The organism is Planomonospora corallina (assembly GCF_042650625.1).
Lineage (GTDB): Bacteria > Actinomycetota > Actinomycetes > Streptosporangiales > Streptosporangiaceae > Planomonospora_B > Planomonospora_B corallina.
In genome coordinates, this window is record NZ_JBHSBM010000003.1 from 69,485 (window position 1) to 75,811 (window position 6,327).

General features: G+C 73.4%; 6 protein-coding genes. 3 read left to right on the plus strand and 3 right to left on the minus strand.

The genetic code is table 11. The features are described from left to right. The first annotated feature begins 94 nt into the window (after positions 1-94). Entirely contained in the window at positions 95-538 is a 444-nt protein-coding gene (locus ACFOWE_RS00465) for an STAS domain-containing protein (RefSeq protein ID WP_377284711.1), read from the plus strand. A gap of 183 nt (positions 539-721) precedes the next feature. Then, positions 722-1,999 carry a GAF domain-containing sensor histidine kinase gene (locus tag ACFOWE_RS00470; protein WP_377284712.1) on the plus strand — a complete coding sequence of 426 codons (1,278 nt, stop codon included), beginning with the start codon at positions 722-724 and terminating at the stop codon, positions 1,997-1,999. On the opposite strand, the gene ACFOWE_RS00475 is transcribed toward ACFOWE_RS00470, so the two are convergent. From ACFOWE_RS00475 to ACFOWE_RS00485, 3 genes are read right to left on the minus strand one after another with little or no spacing between them, the layout of a single operon-like run. Beyond that, on the minus strand, positions 1,957-3,228 hold the full coding sequence (locus ACFOWE_RS00475) for a cytochrome P450 (protein WP_377284713.1): 1,272 nt from the start codon (positions 3,226-3,228) through the stop codon (positions 1,957-1,959). The genes ACFOWE_RS00470 and ACFOWE_RS00475 overlap by 43 nt on opposite strands. A gap of 1 nt (position 3,229) precedes the next feature. Continuing rightward, positions 3,230-3,430, minus strand: a complete 201-nt coding sequence (locus tag ACFOWE_RS00480) for a ferredoxin (protein WP_377284714.1) — start codon at positions 3,428-3,430, stop codon at positions 3,230-3,232. Continuing rightward, a complete protein-coding gene (locus ACFOWE_RS00485; protein WP_377284715.1) occupies positions 3,427-4,068 on the minus strand; it encodes a TetR/AcrR family transcriptional regulator in 642 nt (213 codons plus the stop codon). Before ACFOWE_RS00485 ends, ACFOWE_RS00480 begins: the two co-directional genes overlap by 4 nt. Before the next feature lie 506 nt (positions 4,069-4,574). Here ACFOWE_RS00485 and ACFOWE_RS00490 point away from each other — a divergent pair. Further along, positions 4,575-6,206 (plus strand): sensor histidine kinase, encoded by a 1,632-nt coding sequence (locus ACFOWE_RS00490; protein WP_377284716.1) that lies wholly within the window; start codon positions 4,575-4,577, stop codon positions 6,204-6,206. The last annotated feature ends 121 nt before the right edge of the window (positions 6,207-6,327 follow it).

A 6,327-nucleotide genomic window follows, 5' to 3' on the forward strand; every position in this document is an offset into this window, starting at 1 on the left:
CCGCACACGACCGGCCCATCCAGACGAGCCCGCGCACGGCCGCACGCGTCACCGCACGAGCCGCCGCATTCGACCTCTCCCGATCGGGGAACCCATGACCACCGTCCACGCCGCCCGCACCCAGGAGAGTCTCCTGGCCGTCTGCCGGCCTCCGCACACCATCATCGCCCTGCGCGGCGAGATCGACGCCGCCAGCGCTCCGGCGCTGCGCAAGCGCCTGCGCAACGCGCTCCAGCGCAGCGCGGACCTGCTCATCCTCGACCTGGCCGCGGTGTCGTTCTGCGACGCCTCCGGGCTCAGCGTGCTGGTCGACATCCGGCAGCGCAGCGGGGAGTCCGGCATCACCCTGCGCCTGGTCGCGCCCCGGCCGCACCTGACCAGACTTCTGCGCATCACCGGCCTGCACCGCGGCTTCGCGGTCCATCCCACGCTGTCCAGCGCCCTGGCCGTCCGAGGGCGGGATCCGATGGCCGGAGGGCGCCTGGCGAAGCTGAGGAGACGGTTTCCCGCCGCGCTCCACGGATCCACCGGGAAGTGACGGTCCCGGAGGGATCCGGGCGGGGAACCGCTCCCGCGTCCGCCGCGACCGTACCCGTGACGCCCATGACACCGGCCGGGCCTGCTCTTTACCTGTTCCGTGACCGCGGCACGCACCCCGCGGCCCGGACCGGGTAGGGCCTGCGGGAGGGCCCGCGAGTGGAGCGGGCGATGGGAGCCCATGATGACCGAGGCGCCGGTGCCGGCCGACAAGACCGCACGCGTACGGGAGCTCGGCGAGCTGAACGCCCTGGAGAGCCTGCTCGCGCCGGACTTCCAGGCCATCGCCGTCTCTGCCGCACACGTCTGCGGCACGCCGATCGCGCTGGTCAACCTCGTCGCCGGGGACCGGCAGTACGTCAAGGGCCGCACCGGCACCGACCTGACCGGGGTGAACCCGCCGGTCTCGTTCTGCGACCACACCGTCGCCGGGTGCCGGACCCTGGAGATCCCCGACGCGCACGCCGACCCGCGCTTCCGCGACGACCCCATCGTGACCGGCCCGCCCCGGGTACGGTCCTACACCGGCGTCCCGATGATCACCCAGCAGGGGAACGCCCTGGGCACGGTCTGCGTGATGGACCACCGCCCGCGCCGGCTGGACACCGCGCAGCACCAGGCCCTGCACACCCTGGCCACCCACGCCGTCACCCTGATCGAGCTGCACGGCCGCGCGCACCAGGCCGAGGAGGTCGTCCGGCGGCTGCACGCCCTGGAACGGCTCAAGAACCAGTTCCTGCGCAACGTCAACCACGAGCTGCGCACTCCGCTCACCACGATCCGCAGCTACCTGGAGCTGGTCCTCGAAGGCGGCCTGGACGAGACCACCGAGCGGCGCTTCCTGCAGGTCATCGAGCGCAACGGCGACCGCATGCTGCACCTGGTCGACATGATGCTGCTGATGGCCAGCCTGAACGCGCAGACCGCCGCCTTCTCCCCGGCCCGCATCGACCTGTCCGACCTGGCCCGGCGCGTGGTCGAACTGTCCGCCCCCGCCGCCCACCTCAAAGGACTGTCGCTGAACCTGCACGCACCCGGCCCGGTGGAGGCGCAGGCCGACGCCGACCAGCTGGGCACCGCGCTGCTGCAGGTCCTGGACAACTCGATCAAGTTCACCTCCCGCGGCGGTGCGATCGACGTGGTCGTCACCGCCGATCCCGCGCCCGAGGTGGAGATCCACGACACCGGCATCGGGGTGGAGCACGACGACCTGCGGCGCGTCTTCGAGGACTTCTACCGCACCCCCCAGGCCGAGGAGCAGGCCGTCCAGGGCACCGGGATCGGCCTGTCCATCGCCGAGAAGATCATGGAGATGCACGGGGGCTCCGCCCGGATGGAGAGCGAGCTGCACGAGGGCGCGTGCGTCCACCTCACCCTGCCCGGACCGGGCGGGGCGAGGCGAGGCGAGAGGCCGGGTGATCAGCCGATGCGGAGCGGGAGCGTGCGCGGCCCGCGGACCTGACCGGCGGACCAGGTCACCGCCGCCGGGTCGGCCAGGGCGAAGACCGGGAACCGCTCCAGCCAGACCTCGAGGGCGACCCGGAGCTCCATCCGCGCCAGGTGCGAGCCCACGCAGCGGTGGATGCCGAGGCCGAACGCGACGTGCCGGTTGACCTCGCGGTCGATGACCACCTCGCCGGCCCGGTCGAACTGCGCCGGGTCGCGGTTGGCGGCCGGGAACGAGAGCAGGATCCAGTCGTCGGCCTTCATCTCGGCGCCGCGCCAGTGCATGTCCTCCTTGACCAGGCGCGCCATCGTGACCGGCGCGTAGGCCCGCAGGAACTCCTCCATCGCGGTCGGCAGCAGCGCCGGCTCGCCGACCAGCCGCTCACGGTCGGCGGGGGTCTTGGCCAGGTGCCAGAGCGAGGCGCCGATCGCGCTCCAGGTGGTGTCGATGCCGGCGATGAGCAGCAGGCCCATCGTGCCGGCCACGTGGTCGGGTTCGAGCTTGCGGCCGTACAGCTCGGCGTTGATGAGGTAGGTCGTCAGGTCGTCGCGCGGGTCGTCGAGGTGGTCGCGGATCTGCGCGAGCAGATAGTCGAAGAGCATCCCCATCCGCGCGATGCGCTCCTCCGGGGGCAGGTTGACGCCCTCCAGGGCGTTCTCCACGAACTCGCGGAAGCGCGGCCCGTCCTCGGGCGGGAAACCGAGCATGTCGGCGATGACCCGCATCGGGATGTGCTGGGCGTAGTCGCGGGCGGCGTCCACGACGTCCTGTCCCTCGAGGCCGTCGGCGAGCTCGTGGCAGAACGCCCTCGTCGCCTCCTCCCGCCTGGCCACCGCGCTCTTGGTGAACGCGGGCAGCAGCAGCTTGCGCGCGTCGTGGTGGAAGGGCGGGTCGGAGGAGATCGGCGGCGTGCCGCCCACCGGCGCCAGCTCGCGCGGGGGCCGGAAGTTGCTCATGATGATCGACCGCGAGGAGAAGCGCTCGGTGTCGTAGGCGATCGCCGCGACGTCCTCGTAGCGCGTCGGCAGCCAGCCGCCGCCGAACCGCTCGGTGCGGGCGATCGGGCAGCGCTGCCGCAGGTCGTCCTGGATGGGGTAGGGGTCGGCGGCCCACTCGGGCTCGAAGTGGGAGAAGTCGGTCGCCCAGTCCGAGACCGGACCGGTGACGATCTCGTTGCGCGTGCCGAGGGGCCGGTCCTCCTGCATCTCGCGGAAGTCCCGGGTGAAACGGTCGTCGACGGCCACCTCACACCTCCTGGAGGACGGCGACCGCCCGCTCGGGGCAGTTGGAGACGGCCAGGCGCGCCGCCTGCTCCTCGCCCGGCGGCACGGCGCCGTCGCCGAGGACCTGCCCGTAGCCCTCGTCGTCCTCGCCGAACAGGCCGGGGGCGAGGTCGTAGCAGCGCCCGTGTCCCTGGCAGCGCTCCGGGTCGATCCGTACTCTCACTGTGGTGCTCCGCTCTGGTCGGGGATGGCGGCGGGTGTCGCGGCGGGTGTGTCTACGGGGGCGAGGGCGGTCACGACGCGGGTGAGCAGTGCGCTCCACTCCTCGTCGCCGACCGTGTGCAGGTCCGGGGTGACGAGCGCGCTGCCCATCGCGAGCAGCAGGCAGAAGTGGGCCAGCGCCTCCGGCGAGAGCGCGGGGTCGAGCTCACCGCCGGACTGGGCGACGCCGACGAGCCCGGAGAGCCAGTCGGCGCGCTCGCCGACGTAGTCGCGCATCGGCCGGGCGACCTCCTCGTCGCGGCGGGCCGCGACGAGCGCCTCGACGACGAGGTGCCCGGGGGCGTCGTTGCGGCGGGGCAGCCGGCGGCCGGTGGCCAGGAGCAGGTCCGCGACGGGCCGGCCGGGGTCGGCGGCGAGGAGGTCGGCGAGCAGCCGGGGGCCGTGCGCGCGCAGCGCGGCCACGAGCAGCTCGGCCTTCGAACCGAAGTGCGTGTACAGCGCGCCGTTGCTCACGCCCGCGGCCGCGGCGATGTCGGCCACCCGGGTGCCGTCGTAGCCGCGCCGGGCGAAGACGTCCGCGGCCGCGCGCAGCAGCCGCTCCCGCGTCTCGGCGGCGCTGACGCCCGCGATGCGTCCCATGTGCAAACTAAAAGACCGTTCATTTGATTCGTCAAGAGGCATGTGCCGGGATCACCGGACGGCTCCCTGCCGGGTCGCCCCTCCCCCGCCGCGGCGAGGCCGCCGGGCGGGGACCCGGCCCCGGCGCCTCGACACGGCGCGGGGCGGCGCGGGGCGGCGCGGGGCGGCGCGGGGCGGATCGGGGCGGCGCGGGGCGGATCGGAACAGCGACCGAACGTGATGTATAGCACTCGGTAATTAAGCGTTAACCATTCCGTGATTGCATTTCGAGTAGGGATGATCACCGTCTGTAGAACAATTCCGAAGGAAGTGGATCACCGCAGGGCGGCGTGATAGCGTCTGCTCCCGATTTCATTGCCTTCGCGTTCGGGAATTCGCGTGCTCATCGTCCGAATTGATTCGGGGAACGTCCTGGGATATCCCCTCGCGTTCCCGAGGATTCGGCCCCACCGTCCGGCAGCCCCCGCCTCCGGCGCGCGCCCGGTCCCCTCGGCCCAAGGACTCTCATGATCGAAGCGAACGTCGTGGCCGAACTGCTGCTGGGGGGCGGTCTCGCCGTCGCGTGCGGAGCACTGGTCGCGCAGACCCGCACCGCCCGGGCCGCCGTCCGGGCCCGGCGCGCCGCCGAGGGCGAGAGCGCGCAGGCCAGGATCGACGCCGCTCGCCAGGTCGAGGAGGCGCGGCTGGCCTTCGCGCGGGAGGCCGACGAACTGCGCCGGCAGGTCACCGTGAACGTGGAGTGGTACCAGGCCGCCCTGGAGGAGACCCGGTACCTGGCCGAGCAGCGGCTGCCGGCCCTGCTGGACGCCGAGGTACGGCGCCGGCCCGGCGTCGTCGCGGCCGGCCTGCACAACCCGATGCTCAAGGGCACGCCGCTGGAGGACCTCCACCAGGCGGTCGAGGACCTGGTGCGCGAGGCGCTGGAGACGACCCGGGCCGGCGTCGGCCGGGCGGCCCGCGCCGGGGTGCGCGGTATGGCGGACGAGGCGCAGGCGTTCCTGACCCGGCTCCAGATGAAGATCGACGAGGAGCTGGACAAGCATCCGCAGGCGAGCGCCTACCACCAGAGCCTCATCGACATCGACCACTTCGCGACCCGGAGCCTGCACATGGTGCAGCGCCTGCGCATCCTGACCGGCTCGTGGCCGGGCACGCAGCGGGCCGACTGCACCTTCCGCGAGATCGTCGAGAGCGCCCGCGGCCGCATCGGCCCCTACGACCGCGTGCACTACACCTACCTGCCGGAGGTCGGCGAGCTGTTCGTCGAGGGCCGGGTGGTGGAGCCGGTCGTGGTCGCCCTGACCGAGCTGCTGTCCAACGCCACCGACTACTCCGGCGATCCGGTGAGCGTCTACGTCCAGCGGGTGCAGGCCGGCTACCGCATCGTGGTGGAGGACAGCGGCCTGGGCATGAACCACTTCCAGCGGGAGGCCGCCGAGCGGCTGCTGTCGCTGCGGACCGCCGTGGACGTCACCACCGTGGAGGACGAGCGCAAGCTGGGCTTCGCCATCGTCGGCCGGCTCGCCCGCGACTACGGGTTCCGCGTCGACGTGAGCGCCCCCTCGGCGAGCGGCGGCGTCAAGGCCGTGCTCATGGTGCCCGACGACCTCATGAGCCGCTCCCCGGTGGAGGAGACCGCCGGGCCGCGGCCGGCCCTGCCGGAGGCGCCCGCCGTACCGCCCGTCCGGCCCTCCGCTCCCGCGGACGACCCCGTCGCCCTGCCCGCGGACCTCCCCACGGGCCTTCCCGCGGACGACCCCGTCGCCCTGCCCGCGGACCTCCCCACGGGCCTTCCCGCGGACGACCCCGTGGCCTTCCCCACGGGCGGCCCCGCCGCTTCCGAGGCCCCGGCGGCCCCGCCGGCCCCGGCGGCCCCGGCCCCGGCGGGCTCCGGCGGCACTTCCTCCGGCGCCGGGGCTCCCGCAGGCGCCGGGCCCGCCACGACCGCCCTGGGCCTGCCCAAGCGGCAGCCCAAGGAGCCCGTCGCGGCGGCCCGTCCTCCGGCGCCGGGCCAGGAGGCCATCACCGACGCCGGCGACCCCGACACCCTCGCCGAGGGCTTCGAGCGGATGCGCCGCGCGCTCAGCGAGGGATACGGCACCAGCGACACCGACCACGGAGGACACCCCGAGTCATGATCGATCATCCCACCGCCGACTCAACGGACATGACCTGGGCCCTGAACAAGCTGGCCGCGGAGCCGGGTGTCGTCAACGCCCTGCTGTTCAGCACCGACGGGCTGGTCCTGGCCGCCTCCGA

Excerpts from the sequence above, each read along its gene's own strand:
- ACFOWE_RS00465 (WP_377284711.1), top strand. The coding sequence starts at position 95 with ATGACCACCGTCCACGCCGCCCGCACCCAGGAGAGTCTCCTGGCCGTC.
- ACFOWE_RS00470 (WP_377284712.1), top strand. The coding sequence starts at position 722 with ATGACCGAGGCGCCGGTGCCGGCCGACAAGACCGCACGCGTACGGGAG.
- ACFOWE_RS00485 (WP_377284715.1), bottom strand. The coding sequence starts at position 4,068 with ATGGGACGCATCGCGGGCGTCAGCGCCGCCGAGACGCGGGAGCGGCTG.
- ACFOWE_RS00490 (WP_377284716.1), top strand. The coding sequence starts at position 4,575 with ATGATCGAAGCGAACGTCGTGGCCGAACTGCTGCTGGGGGGCGGTCTC.